General features: G+C 43.5%; 18 protein-coding genes and 1 tRNA gene (1 of these 19 only partly in view). 3 read left to right on the top strand and 16 right to left on the bottom strand.

The features are described 5' to 3' along the window. Window positions 1-29: 29 nt before the first annotated feature. From FGM00_RS01825 to FGM00_RS01750, 16 genes are all read right to left on the bottom strand, one after another. On the bottom strand, window positions 30-563 hold the full coding sequence (locus FGM00_RS01825; protein ID WP_175416174.1) for a DinB family protein: 534 nt from the start codon (window positions 561-563) through the stop codon (window positions 30-32). A 53-nt stretch (window positions 564-616) separates the two neighbouring features. Then, a complete protein-coding gene (locus tag FGM00_RS01820; protein WP_138851269.1) occupies window positions 617-1,045 on the bottom strand; it encodes a hypothetical protein in 429 nt (142 codons plus the stop codon). 2 nt (window positions 1,046-1,047) lie between these two features. Then, on the bottom strand, window positions 1,048-2,535 hold the full coding sequence (locus FGM00_RS01815) for a cryptochrome/photolyase family protein (RefSeq protein ID WP_138851268.1): 1,488 nt from the start codon (window positions 2,533-2,535) through the stop codon (window positions 1,048-1,050). Further along, entirely contained in the window at window positions 2,532-2,666 is a 135-nt protein-coding gene (locus FGM00_RS01810; protein WP_138851267.1) for a DUF2256 domain-containing protein, read from the bottom strand. The genes FGM00_RS01815 and FGM00_RS01810 overlap by 4 nt, the downstream gene beginning before the upstream one ends. Window positions 2,667-2,672: 6 nt before the next feature. After that, a complete protein-coding gene (locus FGM00_RS01805; RefSeq protein WP_138851266.1) occupies window positions 2,673-3,305 on the bottom strand; it encodes a flavin reductase family protein in 633 nt (210 codons plus the stop codon). A gap of 9 nt (window positions 3,306-3,314) precedes the next feature. Continuing rightward, window positions 3,315-4,433 carry an FAD-binding domain-containing protein gene (locus FGM00_RS01800; RefSeq protein ID WP_138851265.1) on the bottom strand — a complete coding sequence of 373 codons (1,119 nt, stop codon included), beginning with the start codon at window positions 4,431-4,433 and terminating at the stop codon, window positions 3,315-3,317. After that, a complete protein-coding gene (locus FGM00_RS01795) occupies window positions 4,433-4,759 on the bottom strand; it encodes a TIGR03643 family protein (protein ID WP_138851264.1) in 327 nt (108 codons plus the stop codon). Before FGM00_RS01795 ends, FGM00_RS01800 begins: the two co-directional genes overlap by 1 nt. A gap of 5 nt (window positions 4,760-4,764) precedes the next feature. Continuing rightward, entirely contained in the window at window positions 4,765-4,935 is a 171-nt protein-coding gene (locus tag FGM00_RS01790; RefSeq protein ID WP_394344417.1) for a hypothetical protein, read from the bottom strand. A 112-nt stretch (window positions 4,936-5,047) separates the two neighbouring features. After that, window positions 5,048-5,215 (bottom strand): Lacal_2735 family protein, encoded by a 168-nt coding sequence (locus FGM00_RS01785; RefSeq protein ID WP_138851262.1) that lies wholly within the window; start codon window positions 5,213-5,215, stop codon window positions 5,048-5,050. A 409-nt stretch (window positions 5,216-5,624) separates the two neighbouring features. Beyond that, window positions 5,625-5,699: transfer RNA gene (locus tag FGM00_RS01780), tRNA-Val, on the bottom strand. A gap of 156 nt (window positions 5,700-5,855) precedes the next feature. Continuing rightward, complete coding sequence (locus FGM00_RS01775) at window positions 5,856-7,067, bottom strand: bifunctional folylpolyglutamate synthase/dihydrofolate synthase (RefSeq protein ID WP_138851261.1); 1,212 nt, start codon at window positions 7,065-7,067, stop codon at window positions 5,856-5,858. Further along, window positions 7,068-8,012, bottom strand: a complete 945-nt coding sequence (locus FGM00_RS01770) for an energy transducer TonB (protein ID WP_138851260.1) — start codon at window positions 8,010-8,012, stop codon at window positions 7,068-7,070. Further along, the gene (locus tag FGM00_RS01765; RefSeq protein WP_138851259.1) at window positions 8,013-8,399 is read right to left on the bottom strand and encodes an ExbD/TolR family protein; all 387 of its coding nucleotides are present in this window, start codon (window positions 8,397-8,399) and stop codon (window positions 8,013-8,015) included. A gap of 143 nt (window positions 8,400-8,542) precedes the next feature. After that, window positions 8,543-9,223 carry a MotA/TolQ/ExbB proton channel family protein gene (locus FGM00_RS01760; protein ID WP_138851258.1) on the bottom strand — a complete coding sequence of 227 codons (681 nt, stop codon included), beginning with the start codon at window positions 9,221-9,223 and terminating at the stop codon, window positions 8,543-8,545. A 60-nt stretch (window positions 9,224-9,283) separates the two neighbouring features. After that, entirely contained in the window at window positions 9,284-10,651 is a 1,368-nt protein-coding gene (gene nhaD / locus FGM00_RS01755; protein WP_138851257.1) for a sodium:proton antiporter NhaD, read from the bottom strand. Between the two features lie 19 nt (window positions 10,652-10,670). Next, on the bottom strand, window positions 10,671-11,903 hold the full coding sequence (locus tag FGM00_RS01750; protein WP_138851256.1) for a Glu/Leu/Phe/Val dehydrogenase dimerization domain-containing protein: 1,233 nt from the start codon (window positions 11,901-11,903) through the stop codon (window positions 10,671-10,673). Between the two features lie 272 nt (window positions 11,904-12,175). Here FGM00_RS01750 and FGM00_RS01745 point away from each other — a divergent pair, with 272 nt between their 5' ends. The 3 genes from FGM00_RS01745 to FGM00_RS01735 form a co-directional block, all read left to right on the top strand. Then, complete coding sequence (locus FGM00_RS01745) at window positions 12,176-13,318, top strand: acyl-CoA dehydrogenase family protein (protein WP_138851255.1); 1,143 nt, start codon at window positions 12,176-12,178, stop codon at window positions 13,316-13,318. Between the two features lie 308 nt (window positions 13,319-13,626). Further along, window positions 13,627-18,135 (top strand): glutamate synthase large subunit, encoded by a 4,509-nt coding sequence (gene gltB, locus FGM00_RS01740; protein WP_138851254.1) that lies wholly within the window; start codon window positions 13,627-13,629, stop codon window positions 18,133-18,135. Between the two features lie 9 nt (window positions 18,136-18,144). Continuing rightward, on the top strand, window positions 18,145-18,787 hold the beginning of the coding sequence (locus FGM00_RS01735; protein ID WP_138851253.1) for a glutamate synthase subunit beta. Its footprint extends 824 nt past the window's final position; only the first 643 of its 1,467 coding nucleotides appear in the window; it begins with the start codon at window positions 18,145-18,147; the stop codon falls past the right edge of the window.

The raw sequence follows: 18,787 nt of genomic DNA, 5'->3' as shown, positions 1-18,787 counted from the left end.
TTTGCACCTAACCTGACTATAAAAAATCACTACCACGTATATTCGGGTGGATCAATAGCGTTCATACGAAGGTACAGATTTGCTTTCGCTCTGTGATTGGCCATATGGTCCTGAACGTAAAACAGTGCGAAGGCCCTGCTTACGGTATTTCCGCTATGGTACATGGTACAGGTTTCATCCAGTTTTTCCTGCCCGATGGTCGAAATTACGTCTTCGGTATAGGCAAAACTTTTCCGAAGCATTTCGATAATCCCTGCTTTTGAAAATTGAGAGGCATCTGGGGTATCGGGCTTAACCTCAAGGCCCTCAACATAGCGTTTTGTCAATAATTCGGAAGCCGCGGCGATATGCACCATTTGTTCAGCGAAAGTTTTGTTTACTTCCGTAGGGCGATAGGCATACAAGCTGTCGGGCATTGCTTGTGCCACGGCCAAACAATGCTCTGTAGCTTCTAGCCATACCGGTAAATACATTTTGGTGAAATCGGTTTTCGGGGACTTCGGATTTTGAGAAAATGTGCAAAGCGTTATAAAAAGAAGTAGCAGGCAGCTGTTTTTTATCATTGGACTATTATTTAAAAATAGGATAAAGACATTGGTTGGCATCTCCCATAAACTTAATATACATCGCTTCCCCCTACGGAGTTGATTAAATTAAACAAGAAAATAACCGTCCAGATAATCGTTCGGTACCAGTTTTTGGTAACTATTCTACCCAAAAGCAATTCATTGCTTTGACCGTTTGCTATTGCTCGATGCGCTGGCACGAAGATGGTGAACGTTAACACCCAAACCAAAAGTACCAAAAACACGTCGATTCCCTTAAAAAACGATATGCCCCTTGAAAACAACAGTAAGGAAAGAATTAATTGCGCCAACATCAGCGGGATTACAATTATGGAAATTCCCATCGTATACTTCGTATGCCATACAATGAGATGTTGCCGATCCATAAAAATAAAACTGGGATAGACCACAAGTTGTACCATCCAGATGAGCACTAAAAGACCGAAATCGAACAGTAACTTGTAAAATGGAAGTTCCATGCCTATTTCTTATCCAAATTTTCTAGAAAACCATTTGCGTTATCAAGGTGTAGTTGCTGTTTTTCTTTGGGCATCTTATCGAACATTTTAACCAACATTCCCAGCCTCGGGTTGCGTTCGAAAAAATCACGGTGCACATGCATAAACCTCCAGAATAGTCCGTCCCAAGCCTCTTGCCATTCCCCTTTAGGGTAATCGCTCATTTTCATCAGGTAATTGCTCCCGCTAATATACGGTTTGGTCGACATGAGCCCCCCATCGGCGAACTGGCTCATTCCATACACATTGGGCACCATGACCCAGTCATAGGCATCTATAAAAAGCTCCATAAACCACTGGTAGACCTCATCAGGGTCAAATTCACACAGTACCATAAAATTACCGAGAACCATCAAGCGTTCGATATGATGGCAATAGCCCGTTTTCAAAACCTTTTTAATCGTCTGATCTATAGGATAAATACCCGTAGTACCGTCATAGAACGATGCCGGTATCTTTTTCGTGAAATCCCAAAAATGGTTTAAGCGTTCATCGCGACCGCGGGTTTCATACACGCCTCTTATGAACTCACGCCAACCAATGATCTGACGAATAAAACCTTCGGTAGAATTGATCGGAACATCGTGCTTTTTTGCGTAGGCGAGACTCTTGTCTACGATTTCCGTCGGGGTGATCAAGCCCACGTTCAACATGGGAGTCAATACACTATGATTGAGAATCGTATGCTCAGCTACGATTGCATCTTCGTAGGCACCAAACTCCATAAAGCGTGTTTCCAGAAATTGGTCAAACCAGGCTGCTGTGGCCTCATAGGATGTGGGGTACATTGACAGGTCCGTAAGGCTTCCGTAATTATCAGGGAAATGAGACTTCACATATTTCTTTGCTTCTTCGTAGTAAGTGTCTACATCGGGGTACGAAATCGATGGGGGTGTTTTTTTAGCCGGATATTTTTTTCTGTTCTCGGTGTCAAAGGACCATTTTCCTCCTTCGGGATTTCCCTCTTCATCGACTAAAATATTTCGCTTTTTACGTTGTTCATTATAAAAACTAGTCTGAAAATATTTCTTTTTGTCCGGTTTGAAGAATCCGGACAGCTCTTCCATTGTATTCAAGAACATGGGAGAATCATATTCTTTGATCTCAATACCGTTTTGTTCGCACTGTTTTGATAATCGTCTTTGCAACCAATCGTCAACAGGACATGCAAAATGAATTTGTGTACATCCTTCCTTCTTCAAAAAAGGTATTAGTTCGCGAATATCCGATTCCTTATCGATTGCTTCTATATACCTAACTTCTCTCCCTTTATCCTTTAAAAAAGCATCAAAACGCTTCATCGTGGCCCGATGAAACGCTATTTTTTGTTTATGGAAAGGATACTGTTTGAAAAATAAAAATTCTTCAACTAGATATACGGGCAATTCATTCTGCAAAAGCGGATGTTCCCTAAAAAGTTGATGTGGAAATATTAGATTTACTGCACTCATTTCAATTTGTTTCTACGGCATTTTTCACTACAATATCTTACGTCTTCCCAATCCCGTTCCCATTTTTTACGCCAGGCGAAAGGCCTTTCACAAACCGGACATATTTTCTCGGGCAAATCTTGCTTTCGCATCTGGATTTAATTAAAATCGGGCACCTCGTTCAGGCGCGCGAAGGGATACCGGTTTTTCTTTTCTAAATCGTAATACGTATTCAGGCCAGAAATACCAACACCGCCAATGGTTTCTAAGTTAATGTCGTCATCTTCCGTAAAAGCCTCTTGGGCAACGAGCAGGTGTTGTATTTCGCCAATTACGAGAATCGTTCCATTAACAGCCAGTGGAATAGCCTCTAAAAACTTCATCCCCATTTTAAGAAGACTTTCCTTAACGAATGGGGCCTTAAAATCGGTCACAAACTCTTCATGCAAATTACATGCGCTGAATTCAGATTCCTCCCTGTCGAACTTCGCGGAGGTATAATGGGCCTCTTTAATGAAAGAACTGTGCACATGATTTATGGTGTATAGGCCGTTCGACATAATATTCTCATAGGTATGTCGTGGTACTTCACCTATCGGGCGAACGATGAAACCAAGAACCGCCGGCTCGCTCCCCAGATGCAACACCGAACTGAATATGGCCAAATTGGTCTTGCCCTTGTCATCTATGGTCCCGATTAGATTGGCAGGCTTTATACCTGAGACCGAGTTGATGAGCTTTAACCGCTTTACCCGGTCCATTTGTTGTATGTCTTCCTTCGTATACTGCATGGCATGCTATCAATAGTTCAGTTCTTTTTTGCATTTCTTCCAAAATGCAAAAAATGAAGGAAAGTAACCCGTAACGCTGAACATCCAATCCCTCGCTTCCTCTTTTCCCCTATAATTTTTATTGGTGGGATGTTCGTTAAAATAGACTTCGCTTATAGGATATTGCGCCAAAAGTTCATCGAACTCTCCCACGAACACCTGAAGGTTTTCGATATTTTCACCCAAGGCGAGCATAAAATCCATACTCTTTTGACCTATGGGATATTTTGCAAAATGTGACGGTTCTAGTAAAAGAATACGGTTTGCGCTCAAATCGCCCTTCCAATTCGGGTCTAGATTGTAATAATTGTAAATCTGAGTCGGAAGCGCCTTATCAAATTTGATTTCTTTTTGCTCCGGAAGGGGCGTGATTAATTCAGGAAGATGGGTGTCGTCAAGCACTTCCGGAATTCCCATAGTACTGAACGCGTCATAGGGGATATCCAAGAAGGTCCCCTGCTGGGTCGTATGACAATATTTATTGATGTTTTCTTGATTAGCTACGTACTTTTTGTTTCTATTGCATCCTGCTACCCACTGCCAACTCAGCGCATTGCTAGCCCAATCGCCATCCAAGAGGTGGTAATACATCCATTGCGCGGGAATTTTCCAGTGGCTCTTTCCCATATTACAAGATATAGCCGCTATGTACATGCGCACATGATTGTGAAGATAGCCCGTGTCGTAAAATTGAGCGACTGCCCTATCTATCGCTTTTATCCCAGTTTCGCCTTTGACGAGGTTAGTAGAAATTTCGTGATTTTGAACGTCTGTCTGCAGGTGTCTCAGGTCATTATCGATGGCATTACCTTTGGCCATCCAGACCTGCTGCCAGTAGTCGCGCCAAGCAAGTTCCTGAATGAATTTTTCCGACTTTTTTACCGAATGCCCATTCTGAAGTAGTTGTTGCAAAACGAATTTTGTGGAAATAACCCCTCTAGAAATATAAGGGGAAAGATAGCTTACCGCACCGCTAATGTAATTTCGAGTTCTTGCGTATGTAGAAGGGTCGATACTTTCAACACGTTGCAGAATTTCGGAGTATGCTGAAGGGAAGTGTACTTTCGTTACATCGTAGTTTGACGCCATTAGCGCTTACTGATTTTATTGTTCGAAATAGCCCGTTGTCGCGTACATTTAAAACGGTCGATTTCTGGGTTTCGCTTTTTGAGATGCTTTTGACTTACCCCACTATTCACTCTCTTTCGCCATCTTTTAAAACTACTTGATTTTAGATTGGCCCGCATAAGTTTTATCACTTCTTTTTCCGGCAATCCAAATTGATAGGTAATTGCCGCAAACGGAGTACGGTCCTCCCAAGCCATTTCGATTATGCGATCTAATTGACGTTCGTTCAATTCGGCTTTCTCGTCTACGAAAAGTACTTTATCTTGTTTGAACGACGCTGCACCCATATGACCTAAACGTTAAGATTTCCCTTCAAACGTTTATCCAGCTTCTGTTTTTGAACCGTGAGCCGTTTCATAATATCCATGATACTGGAATCTTTATCCTTTTTATAGACCTCGTTGAGCTCAAGTATAAGCGCCTTTACCTCGCGCGCCGCAGAAACTCTGTCACTAGTGCTCATTCCAGATTTTTTTCTCGATTCAAATTCTTGAACCCTTTCCATTAAATCCATCCTATATACGTATTACTTACTGAATAATTTTTATGTAATTCTAACTTCGTCAAGTATATGACTAATTATCAAGTTTTACAATTTGTTTCATAATTTCCTCTGCCTCGAATACCTTTTCATCACTCTTTTTTCTATTGGAGGTTGAAAGTTGGTGTGCTTCCTTCAAGAGTTTTTGATACTTTTCATGAAGTATATCTTTTTGGGATTTTTTCTTGAAGAGTCCGAACATAATAAAAGTTTTAAATGCTTTTAACGGCCATTATTACACAAACATACATATTGTTTAATGAATATCTAATTTTATTAAACAAAATAACATATGTTTAACTAGGTCAATATTATCCAAAAAGCACGGGACAAATACTTGCTAATGAAATATGAAAACACATCTGCAGCATTACCACTTATGGGTCGAAAACCTACAAAAAAGTCACCGACCATGAGGGCGATGACTTTCTGTGGACGATGAATCCTGATATTCTTATGGATATCCAAAAGAATATCGAGACGGGGCCACTTGCGCCTTGATCGCCATAGGATCGACTCGAAGAGAAATATATTGGCGCCATTCAAGGAAAAGGGTTGGAAATACCTATAAAATTAAAAAAGTCACCGACCGTGAGATCGATGACTTTCTGTGGGCGATGAGGGGCTCGAACCCCCGACCCCCTCGGTGTAAACGAGGTGCTCTGAACCAACTGAGCTAATCGCCCTATTATTTTTACTTACGTTCATACCTACCCTCCTTATAAAAATCGGGATGTTCTGAACCAACTGAGCCCTGCCTGCCGGAGGCAGGTAATCGCCCATATAAGGAGTGCAAATATAGAATACTTTTATATTCTCCAAAAGAAAAACTGTACAAAAAATCAAAGCACTTCGGCCACTGTAAAATTACTGCCTCCAACAAAAATCAAATCGTTTGCCGACGCCTTGTTTCTGGCAGTTTCAAGAGCATCCATAACCGATGGATATACCTCTCCGTTCAAATCGAATTCATTGGCTTGTTCCCTTAAAGCGGTCGGTGCCAATCCTCGCTCTACCTTCGGGCTGCAAAAATAGTAATTCGCTGTCGTAGGCATGAGTGGCAAAACGCCTGTTAAGTCTTTTTCCTTTACAAAACCAATTACCATATGCAAGGTCTGAAAATCCTGCTCTAACAACTGTTGCAGCACCAACGTCAAACCTTCTTTGTTATGGGCGGTATCACAGATAATTTTTGGATGGTTGCCAATGGTCTGCCACCTCCCCATTAAACCCGTATTTCTCGTCACATTTTCAAACCCGGCCTTAATATCCCGTTCACTTATTTTAAAATCGGTCAATTTATCAATGGCAGCCAACACGCCCCTGCTATTCTTTACTTGGTAATCGCCCAGCAAATCGGTCCGATACGACTTCCGGGCTATCTTATCGGCAAATTCAAGTGCCGCACCCCGCTCAAGAGCTACCTTTTTGAACACATTTTGAATTTCCTGCTGTGTTTCGGAAATAACCACGGGTATACCTGGCTTAATGATGCCGGCTTTTTCAAGTGCTATTTTTTTAAGACTATCACCCAATACGTCCGTATGGTCATAGCCGATATTGGTGATAAGCGCGACTTCCGGCGTGATGATATTCGTAGAGTCCAATCGCCCTCCCAAACCGACTTCGATAATCGCTATGTCTACCTTACTCTCGGCGAAATATGCAAAAGCCATTCCGACCGTCATTTCAAAGAACGACAGACGATTCGCATTCAGAAAATCAAGATTGTTGGCTATAAAATCTATGACGTAGCTTTTCCCAACGGTTTGTCCATTAATGCATATTCTTTCGCGAAAATCCTTTAAATGGGGAGAAGTATAAAGACCTACCTTGTAACCGGCTTCCTGAAGTATGGAAGCCAACATATGGCTGCTAGACCCCTTGCCGTTCGTGCCGGCAACATGAATGCTCTTGAATTTCTTATGTGGATGGTCGAGATGAGTCGCAAATCGAAGGATATTATCCAACTTGCCGTTGAAGGCAGTTTTGCCTTTTTGCTGATACATTGGAAGCTGGCGGAACATCCAATCCAAAGTTTCGGAATAGGTCACTTACTCGCCTAGTTTGAAGTTCACCACCACAAAACCTATTTGCTGGCTTGGCGCATTGGAGTCGGAATTCCAACTGTGTTTGAATGCTGTCTCCTTGGCTGGTTGTAATAGACAGGCGGCATTATTCGTAGTGCCTTTTACACCCGGAGTGGCACTCACCACTTTACCATTGCGATCTACAACGATTTTAACCACTACACGACCTTCCTCATTACAATCCTGCTGTACTTTACCTTTACTCGAGAGCGAGCGTCCGTTTAGACCATAGCCTCCGGTCCCGCTTCCACTGCCGGGCGCTCCGTAGTAGCTGGTGGCATACGGATCTCCATCAGGACGACCTTTATCGCCTGCTCGGTCGTCATCACCTTCAGAGCCCGATGCGGTGCCATCCGACTTATTGAGGCCACCCATCATTTCATCCAGCTTTTTCTTTTTGGCCTCTTGTTCCCGTCGAGCCTTTTCCTCTGCCTCCTTTTTCTGCTGTGCTATTTTGGCCGCTTTTGCTTTTTCCCTCTTAATGGCCTCTTCTTTTCGTTTTTCGGCCGCTTTAGCAGCATCCTCGGCCTTTTTCTTCTCGGCTTTGGCCGTTTCCATTCTTATGGCTTCGGCATCTTCCCTGGTCATCAATTCTTCGGCAGGGGCTTCTTTGACCACGGCTTCTTCAGGAACGTCCTCTACCTCTTCTTCAACGACTTCCTCCTCCACTTCTTCCTGCTTTACAGGTTCGACCGGAGGCGTATTCAAAGGTTCGGATTGTATTTTTTCTTTGGGCTGTACCCTACCACTACCAAAGTCGGTAGTGCCGAAGTTGACCGAGATTCCGTTCTCTTCGGGTGGGTCCATGTAGGTAAGGCCTATATAGAATAATATAAGCAACAGTACACTTAAGAGCAGTGTAGTGAGTGTAAAGGACTGTTTTTTGTGTCTCGTGTTTAGGAACGACATTTAGTTCGGTCGCACGGCCAAGATAACTTTGTAATTATTCCTATTGGCAATATCCATAACGTTGACGGCTTCTTTGATGGCAACGTTCTCTTCTGCCCTAAGGATAATAGTCGGTTTATCTTGTCCTTCTAGTGCCTTTTTTAATTCAATTTCAATGTACTCTCCATTAATTTTCTCATTGTTCACAAAGTACTGTAAGTTCTTATCGATACTTACCGATACATTTTGCGTATTGGTCGATTTGCCTTTGGCCTTTGGCAATAACAAGTCCAGTGCATTGGGCGAATTTGCGGTCAACATAAAGAATATCAATAATAAGAATACGATATCCGTCATTGACGACATGCTAAAATCCGGGCTTACCTTATTTCTTCCTTTCAGTTTCACTACGCTAGGCTTAATTTTTATTAATCTTAATAGGGCAAAGATATAAGACCGCTGTGCTGATGGAATCAAGTCTTAATTAAAGCACTTGAAACTTGTAAAATTCTTTTTGGTCGCGGTTCTTGGCTCTTGCTTCTTGGTTCTTACTACAGCGGTTCGTTCAAGAGATCAAGGAACTCCACTGCATTGGCTTCCATCTTATGCACTACTTTATCCGTTCGGTTCACTAAGTGGTTGTAACCCATGTAAGCGATAATACCTACGATAAGCCCCGCTACCGTTGTCGTCATTGCGGTGTAGATACCCGAGGCCAAAGAGCCCATTTCGGCCTGTCCGCCGCTTGTTGCCATTTCATGGAATGCCAAAATCATACCGATTACAGTTCCCAAGAAGCCGATCATCGGTGCAGCTCCCGCAACTGTGGCTAAAACACTAACATTTTTTTCCAGTTTGTACACCTCCAAAGTACCAGCATTCTCGATAGCAGTGTTGATGTCATCAAGCGGTTTTCCGATTCGGGATACCCCTTTTTCGGTCAAACGCGCCACAGGCGAATCGGTTTGGGCGCAGAGCATTTTGGCCGCATCCAATTTACCGGAAGTGACATGGTCCCTAATCTGGTTCATGAAGTTCTTATCTATTTTCGAGGCAGCTTTTATTGCTAAAATTCGCTCAAAATAAATATATAACGCTACTCCCAACATAATAAAAAGCACGGAGATAATTACGATACTGCCCGTTCCACCGCTGAAGATCAAATCGATTACGGACAAGGTTTTTTCCTCGGATACTACTTCACCCATTTCAGGGTCTTGGAACAATAACATAAATTAATTTTGATGTTAACAATTGACTATTGCCCTTATAACGGTAGTTTGGCTATTAAATTATACGTTGAGTACAAAATTTCGCATTACCACGAAAGCCACGGCCCCTCCCATGAATCCAAGAAAGGCCAACCAAGCGATTTTTTTAAAATACCAGAAAAAATCTATCTTTTCCATGCCCATGGCGACAACTCCGGCCGCCGATCCGATGATCAACATGCTCCCTCCCGTTCCAGCGGAATAGGCGATGAAATGCCATACGGGATCATCGATAGGTACGGAGAACATCCCCATACTTGCCGCAACTAGAGGTACATTGTCGATTACTGCCGAACCGACCCCTAAAATCAAAACAACGAAATCGGAGACCAATTCCCCTTGGGATTCCGTTCCTAGCATAGGCAGCGTGCTTTCTAAGGAACCTGCAAATTCAAAGAGCATACCGAGGGATTCCAAGGCAGCTACGGCCAATAATATTCCCAAGAAAAAAAGAATACTGGGCAGTTCTATTTTAGATAAGGAGGCATGAACAGGACTATGGTGCCCTGCATGGTCGTCCCCTTCACCGTCAAGATTGGTAATATTGAATTTTGAACTACTGTAAATCTCGGCAAAGGCCGCCACGACGGCCAACGACAACATCATGCCCACATAGGGAGGCAAATGGGTTATCGTCTTAAAAAACGGTACGAAAACGATCATTCCCAGGCCTAGGTACAACATAGTTGACCCAAACTTGGATTTGGGCTCGGTCAATTCCTCCGGTTCGGACTCAATCGTTCCCTGAAAAGCGGAATACCGACTAGCGACAAATACCGGAATAATCATACAAACTATAGAAGGTATCAAAACGTGCTCTATCAGCACCAGGGCGGTCACCTTATTCCCGATCCAGAGCATTGTCGTGGTCACATCACCAATAGGAGACCAAGCACCACCGGCGTTAGCGGCTATTATAATCAAACCCGCAAACCAAAGGCGCGTTTCCCTTACCTTAATGACCTTCTGTAGAATGGTAACCAGTACAATTGTTGCGGTCAGGTTATCGATTATCGCTGATAGTATGAATGCCAGAATTGCGAACAACCATAGTAATTTGCGCTTACTTTTCGTTTTTATGTATCCTTTTATAGTCGCGAAACCGTCGAAATAATCAATGATTTCGACAATGGTCATGGCGCCCAATAGAAAGACTAGAATTTCGGCGGTCTTGCCCAAATGATGTAGCAGAATCTCATCTATATGTGTAGGCTCGAGTTCCTTTAAGACCGTATTCACCTCGAAAACATCCATATGGGCCAATGCGATTATCGCCCAAAGAATAGCCATCATGGCCAAGGCAGGGATAAGCTTATCGATTTTTAGGTTATGTTCTAAAGTAATGGCCAAGTAGCCAACTATAAATACGATAATAATAATAGTCTCCATATGTGGTCGGTTTTTTAGATTAGACTAGCTGTTTGAGTGCGATTTCGAATCCAGTGCTGCATAAGTTCACTTTGGTGGGATTCTGCTTAAAGATATTCAAAATTGCCTTTCGAATGGTATCGGAGGTATCATTAAATATTTCTTCATCATCGATCGCCACCCTTTTTTCCATAAAATAGGCAAAAACACGTGCCATTCCACAGTTCGAGACAAAATCAGGAATTAGACTTACCCGACCATCCGTATACTCCATAATAGGGCCAAAGAAAATCTCTTTGTCGGCAAAGGGTACGTTGGCGCCGCATGATATCACCTCCAATCCCGTATCGATCAATTGGGTTATTTGTTCTTTAGTGACCAATCTAGAAGCGGCACAGGGTACGAAAATCTCGGTCTGTAGCTTCCATATTCGCTGATTGATATCTTCAAACGGAATCAGGTCATGGGCATCCGCCATTAGGCTATTTCCTTTTTTGCTCAGGAAAAAAGCCTCTATTTCTTCAAAACTAAAACCCTCTTCATTGATTACCCCACCGGCCCTATCGATAATACCGACAACCTTTGCGCCCATTTTCGCCAGATAATATGCGGCCGCGCTACCGACGTTACCAAAACCTTGAACAACGGCTCGTTTGCCGACAACATTGCCGCCAAATATGTCATAATAGTGGCGAACCGCCTCGGCTACCCCATAACCGGTAATCATATCGGCAACTGTGTATTTTCGTCCTGTAGTCGGAGCATAAGCATCGCTTTCCAATGCCTTGATTACGCCCAACCGCAATTGACCGATACGATTTATCTTATCGGCCTCAGTGGGTTTAAAATGACCGTTGAACACACCCTCTTGGGGATGCCATACCCCGGCATCCTCAGTAATCGGGATCACCTCATGAATCTCATCGACATTAAGGTCCCCTCCTGTGCCGTAGTAGTTCTTTAACAAGGGCGAGACGGCATGGTACCAACGCTCCAAGACCCCTCGTTTGCGCGGATCGTTCGGATTGAAATTGATTCCCGATTTGGCTCCGCCTATCGGGGGTCCGGATACCGTGAACTTTACTTCCATCGTCTTTGCCAACGAGAGCACTTCATTCATGTCCAATCCCTCGCGCATTCGGGTACCTCCACCAGCTGCTCCACCGCGTAGCGAGTTGATTACTGTCCAACCCTCCGCCTCGGTCTCGGAATCCTTCCAGTTAAAAACGATTTCCGGCTGTTTATTTTCGTATACTTTGAGTAGTTCTTTCATTCCCTTAAAATTTAAAAAATTATGATCTTATGTTCTGTACGTACCGTTTACCATCCTCATATTTTTCTGAAGAAGTTACTGCTGATCCATAATTTTATATTTAAATTTTAAAGTGTAATAGCTATACGGACAAATATAAAATATTGAATCGACTTGCCCGATTTAAACTGAATCTAAAAAATGGGTTTTATTCGCAAAACCAATTCGAAATCGACCACTCGGTTTTAAACATAAGCTTATCTTTGCACTACTCAAACAAACGATTTTTAGTTATGAACTACTCGCTTTCCGAAGAACATCTGATGATACAGCAAGCCGCGCGGGATTTCGCGCAAAATGAACTTTTGCCCGGTGTAATTGAGAGGGACGATGAACAACGGTTTCCGGTCGAAGAAATAAAAAAATTGGGCGAGCTTGGTTTTATGGGCATGATGGTAGACCCAAAGTATAACGGGAGCGGCATGGATACACTTTCCTATGTCATCGCCATGGAGGAATTATCGAAAATCGACTCGTCGGCATCGGTGGTTGTTTCTGTAAACAATTCGTTGGTATGTTACGGATTGGAAGCCTATGGAAGTGAGGAACACAAAGAAAAGTATTTAAAGCGATTAGCCACCGGCGAAATAATCGGGGCATTCTGTTTGTCGGAACCAGAGGCCGGCAGCGACGCCACCTCTCAAAAGACTACAGCCATCGATATGGGTGACCATTATATCATCAATGGTACCAAGAACTGGATTACCAATGGAAGTTCGGCAAGTGTCTATTTGGTCATAGCCCAAACCGATAAGGATAAAGGCCACAAAGGCATCAATGCCCTAATCGTTGAAAAAGATACCCCTGGTTTTGAAATCGGACCAAAAGAAAATAAATTAGGTATCCGCGGAAGCGACACCCATTCTTTGCTATTCAATGATGTAAAAGTGCCGAAGACCAATCGCATCGGCGAGGATGGTTTCGGATTTAAATTTGCAATGAAAACCCTAGCGGGGGGCAGAATTGGAATTGCGGCACAAGCCTTGGGAATTGCCGCCGGCGCCTATGAACTGGCGTTGAAATATTCAAAAGAACGAAAGGCGTTCGGTACCGAAATTGCCAACCATCAAGCAATCGCTTTCAAATTGGCCGATATGCACACTCAAATAGAGGCTGCCCGGCATTTGGTCTACAAGGCAGCTTGGGAAAAAGACAATGGCATCAATTACGACCTTTCAGGTGCAATGGCAAAGCTATACGCCTCCCAAGTGGCTATGGAGACTACCGTGGAGGCGGTACAAATTCATGGTGGCAACGGCTTCGTTAAGGACTACCATGTAGAACGTTTAATGCGGGATGCGAAAATCACCCAAATTTACGAAGGCACCTCCGAAATTCAGAAAATTGTAATCTCAAGAAGCATTCTTAGAGACTAAGAAACGATTCATCCCTCAATAGATTAGGGTCACCTACCTAATATGGCCAAATAATGCAACAATAACCCTTTATTTCATAGGGGTTATTGGCTTAAAAAGTGTTATTTTCTGTTGTTACCCTAGATTTACGAGAACATCTTCACATACCTTCTGCCCAATTGCCATTCTATCAGAATAACAGGCATCAAATTACATATTTATATATTTTTTAGCATATAATAACTAACGTTGTTTTTTTTATTGCATTCGTTCTAATTCATTAAATATTATTCACCAATAATGCTATTTTTGAATAAATACGATAATCTATGGGATTGAAGAAGCAAGGGTTGTACCTACCGGAATTTGAGCATGATAACTGTGGCGCGGGATTTATTTGCAGCCTAAAGGGAAAGAAATCGAACGACATTATTCACAAGGCACTCGAGATACTCGATAAATTGGAACATCGAGGTGCCGTAAGTGCTGATGGAAAAACCGGTGACGGGGCCGGTATCTTAATCGACATACCCCATGATTTTTTTCAGGAAGAATGCGACTTCGAACTTCCAGAACCTGGTGAATATGCCGTTAGTAATGTATTTCTTCCACAAAAAAGTAACCAACGTGATTTTTGCATCTCCGTTTTTGAGGAGAACATCAAAAAGCAAGGTTTACGATTGTTGGGATGGCGGGATGTTCCGGTAAACAGAACCATTCCAGGCCGTATCGCTATGGAAACCGAACCATTTGTGAAACAACTTTTCGTGGCGAAAGCAAGTGAAGAACAAGATTACTTCAACTTTAATCTTCAGTTGTTCATCACCAGAAAGCTAACCGAGCATACTATTCTCAACTCAAAACTATCGGAGAGCATGTTTTTTTACGTGCCCAGCCTTTCTACCAAAATCATCATTTTCAAAGGCTTGTTAATGCCAAAAGACATTAGCCTTTATTACAAAGACCTCATGGATCCGCGTGTGGTAACCAGACTCTCTTTGGTACACCAACGATTCTCTACCAACACCTTCCCTACTTGGGATTTGGCACAACCCTTCCGTTATATGTGCCACAATGGAGAAATAAATACATTACGCGGGAACGTTTCCAGAATGCGGTCTAGGGAAGAATTGTTAAAAAGCGATTGGTTCGGACCGGAGATCAAAAATATACTTCCCATTATACTTCCCGGAAAATCGGATTCCGCTACAATGGATATGGTGGTAGAACTCCTTCTCATGACGGGAAGGTCGCTACCGGAGGTAATGATGATCTTAGTGCCAGAAGCTTGGGAAAAAAATCCCGATATGAGCGACGCCAAGAGAGCGTTCTATGAATACCATTCCTGTATGATGGAACCTTGGGATGGACCTGCATCGGTTCCGTTTACCGACGGTAATTATATTGGTGCCGTTCTAGATCGAAACGGGCTGAGACCATCAAGATATACCGTCACCAAAAATGGCAACGTGATCATGTCATCAGAGACAGGGGTCGTAGATATCGCTCCTGAAAATGTCGAGTTTCACGGTCGTTTAGAGCCTGGAAAGATGTTCCTAGTGGACATGCAGGAAGGCCGTATCGTGAACGATGAGGAAATCAAGGAAAAGATAGCCAAGCAGCGACCCTATCAGAAATGGCTTAAAGATAATCTGGTGCACCTAAAGGATATTCCCTATAACGATTGCCCTCTATTCCTGGGCGAGGCGTCTTTAGAGAAGCGACAGTCCGTTTTCGGATATACCTTGGAAGACATTAATACCATTATCCTACCGATGGGCAAAACGGCCAAAGAGCCCATAGGGTCTATGGGTTCCGACACACCTATCGCAGTGCTTTCGGAAAGACCCCAATTGATTTACAACTATTTCAAGCAACTTTTCGCACAAGTGACGAATCCACCTTTGGATGGTATCAGGGAAGAAATGATTACCGATATCAGTCTAACCTTAGGTAGCGACCAAAATATCTTTGATTTCAGCGAACTACATTGTCGAAAACTTAAAATTAGGAACCCGGTCATCTCCAAAGAAGATTTGGATAAAATAAAGAATTACGATGTCAGCCCAGACTATAAGGTAGTTTCCATTCCTATTCTTTACCAAATCGGAAGAGGCCATAACGGCTTGGAAGATGCTTTGGAATCTATTTTAAAAGAGGCGTCAAAGGCTATCGACGACGGTACAAACATCATTATATTATCCGACCGTAACGTTAGCGAACAGTTGGCGCCTATTCCCGCATTGTTGGCCTGTGCCTATGCCAACAGTGGCCTGCAGCGTTTAGGGAAACGTTCAAAAGTAAGTATTATCGTCGAATCTGCGGAGCCAAGGGAAGTGCATCATTTTGCCCTGTTGTTCGGATTTGGAGCAAGTGCTATCAATCCTTATTTAGTGAACGAAATTATTAGGGAACAAATCGAAGAACACGACATTACCGAATTTTCTTTTGAGGAAGCCGTCGAGAACTATAACAAGGCTATCGGAAAAGGCATTCTGAAAGTGATGAACAAAATCGGTATCTCAACTTTGAATTCCTACCGTGGATCACAGTTGTTCGAATGTATTGGCATCAATACCAAGGTGGTTGAAAAATACTTTCCCAATACCGCGACCCGTATTCAAGGAATCGGCTTATACGAAATTGAAAAAGAGGTCGCCAAAAGGCATCGCAAAGCATTTTCCGAAAAGGAGGTCGCCGCCAATCTTGATTTGGAAATGGGCGGCGAATACCGCTGGAGAAGGGATGGTGAGAAGCACATGTTCAATCCGCTTTCCATCGCCAAATTACAAAAGGCCGTTCGGAGCAATGAACCCAATGACTATGCAGAGTTTGCCGATATGGTCAACAAACAGTCTAAAAACCTGATGACCATCAGGGGGCTTTTTGAATTCTCAAACTTCGACCCGATACCCTTGGAGGAAGTAGAACCCTGGACCGAAATCGTAAAACGCTTTAAGACCGGGGCAATGTCCTACGGATCGATCAGTAAAGAGGCACATGAAAACCTAGCGATTGCCATGAACCGTATCGGGGGCAAGAGCAACTCCGGGGAAGGTGGTGAGGATGCAGAACGCTTTTATAAAAATGAAACCGGTGACTGGCGAAACAGTGCCATTAAACAGGTAGCATCAGGTCGGTTTGGAGTAACCTCCAATTACCTGACCAATGCCAAGGAGATTCAAATCAAAATGGCCCAAGGAGCAAAACCCGGGGAAGGCGGACAGCTGCCTGGCCCAAAGGTAAATCCCGCTATCGCCAAAACGCGAAATTCCACTCCGTATGTAGGCCTGATCTCACCACCACCGCACCACGATATTTATTCCATTGAGGATTTATCGCAGCTCATATACGATTTGAAATCGGCCAATCGAAAGGCACGAATCAATGTTAAACTGGTATCCGAAGTGGGCGTAGGCACAGTAGCGGCAGGTGTTGCCAAGGCCAAAGCCGACGTAGTGCTGATATCCGGTTTCGATGGCGGTACAGGAGCTTCGCCGTTGACCTCCTTAAAACATGCAGGTCTTCCATGGGAATTGGGTATTGCCGAAGCCCAACAGACTTTGGTTATGAACGACCTTCGTAATAGAATCGTATTGGAATGTGATGGTCAATTAAAAACGGGCCGTGATGTAGCGGTCGCCTGTTTGCTTGGTGCCGAGGAATTCGGTTTTGCAACGGCGCCCCTCGTGGCTTCTGGTTGTATCATGATGCGGGTTTGTCATTTGAATACGTGCCCAGTCGGTATTGCCACCCAAAATCCCGAACTGCGCAAGAAATTCGAAGGGAAACCAGAGCACGTCGTAAACTATATGTACTTCGTTGCCGAGGAGCTCCGGGCTATTATGGCGCAATTAGGTTTCCGTACCGTAAATGAAATGGTCGGTCAGGTTCAAAAGCTCGATCGTAACAAAGCCATCGCGCATTACAAAGCTGACGGGATAGATTTGACGCCTATTTTACATCAAGTTGATGTACCCGTGGGCACTAAATTCTATAATACCCAAAAACAACAGCATGATGTAGATAAATCCATTGAGTTTCAGATTATAGAAAAGGCGAATCCATCGTTGTTCCGTAAGGAAAAACTGAGTCTGGATTTCCCCATACACAATACCGACCGAGCCGTTGGTGCCATCATCAGTAATGAAATATCCAAAGTATATGGTGCCACGGGACTTCCGATAAATACGCTCAAGGTAAACTTCACCGGTTCCGCAGGTCAGAGTTTTGGAGCATTCGCCACGCGCGGACTCACCCTTACCGTGAACGGAAACACCAATGATTATCTTGGAAAGGGCCTTTCCGGGGCAAAACTGGTTATCAAAGTTCCCGACGGTTCCACTATCGTACCTGAGGACAATGTCATTACTGGAAATGTAACGCTCTACGGAGCAACCGCTGGCAGGGCATACATCAACGGTAAAGCCGGAGAACGTTTTTGTGTCCGAAATTCAGGAGCGAAAACGGTCGTAGAGGGTATCGGTGATCATGGCTGTGAATATATGACAGGAGGCATTGCTGTGATTCTAGGTGAAGTCGGCAGAAATTTCGGTGCCGGAATGAGCGGCGGTATTGCTTTTGTATATGACAAGAACAGAACATTCGAAAAACAGTGTAACAAAGAGGCCTTGAACCTTTTAAAGGTGGAAGAGCAGGAGGATATCGATCAATTGAAAGAATTGATAACCAGCCATTACAATAATACGATGAGTCCGTTAGCGCAGCGAATTCTTGAAAATTGGGAAAAGTGTCTTCCTGATTTTGTCAAGGTTTTCCCTGAAGAATACCGACAAGCGTTGATTCGTTTGGAAAAAGAGGCTTTACAAACAACATAAAATCGAGATATGGGAAAGATAACAGGATTTTTGGAATTCGATAGAAAAGTAGAGCAGTATACCCCTGCGGAAGAACGAGTGAAAAATTATAAAGAATTCACGTTACCGCTAAAGGAAAAAGAACTAAAGGAACAAGGTGCACGTTGTATGGACTGTGGCATTCCCTTCTGCCATAGCGGTTGCCCTTTGGGCAATCTCATCCCGGATTTTAACGACGCGGTATATAGCGGAAAATGGGAGAAAGCGACCAATATCCTCCATTCTACGAATAATTTTCCTGAATTCACTGGACGTTTGTGCCCAGCGCCATGCGAAGAAGCGTGTGTCTTGGGCATTAACGAAGACCCGGTGTCCATCGAAAATATCGAAAAGAACATTGCGGAAAAAGCATTCGAAAAAGGTTGGATCGTTGCGGAGCCGCCCTCAAAAAGAACGGACAGGAAAATAGCCGTAATCGGTTCAGGTCCGGCCGGATTGGCCGCGGCACAACAATTAAATCGCGCTGGCCATACCGTAACCGTTTTTGAAAGAGACGAAAAGCCAGGCGGACTATTACGCTATGGCATTCCCGATTTTAAAATGGAAAAGCAGGTGATTGATAGGCGGTTAGCCATTCTGGAGGAGGAAGGAATTGAATTCAAATGTGGTATTA

This window comes from Aggregatimonas sangjinii, assembly GCF_005943945.1.
Taxonomy (GTDB): domain Bacteria; phylum Bacteroidota; class Bacteroidia; order Flavobacteriales; family Flavobacteriaceae; genus Pelagihabitans; species Pelagihabitans sangjinii.
Note: the sequence above shows the minus strand (reverse complement) of the source record. Positions and strands in the feature narration are given on the sequence as shown.